The 291-nt window shown below is 65.3% G+C and carries 1 protein-coding gene; it reads right to left on the bottom strand.

The window, feature by feature from the left end:
* Nucleotides 1-291 (bottom strand): DDE-type integrase/transposase/recombinase (locus AC5WS8_RS39490; protein ID WP_496108291.1); only part of this gene is annotated, 291 nt, incomplete at both ends.

Below are 291 nucleotides of genomic sequence, written 5' to 3'. Positions count from 1 at the left end.
AGGCTTGACCAACTCGGTCTTGTAGAGCCCGATCGTGCTCTCCATCAGGGCGTTGTCGTAGGCCTCTCCGACCGATCCGATCGAGGCGGCGATGCCGGCCGCGTCCAGGTGCTCGGCGAGCCGGAAGCTCGTGTACTGACTTCCCGCATCCGAGTGATGAATCAACTCGCCCGGGCCGACGGGGTGTTGGTCGCGGTCACGTTGCCAGATCGCCATCTCCAGGGCGTCCAGCACGAAGACCGTCTCCTTCACGGTGGCTGCCGACCAGCCGACAATCCGGCGGGAGAAGGC

The sequence above is a fragment of the Streptomyces sp. PTL18 genome (genome assembly GCF_059510295.1).
Note: the sequence above shows the minus strand (reverse complement) of the source record. Positions and strands in the feature narration are given on the sequence as shown.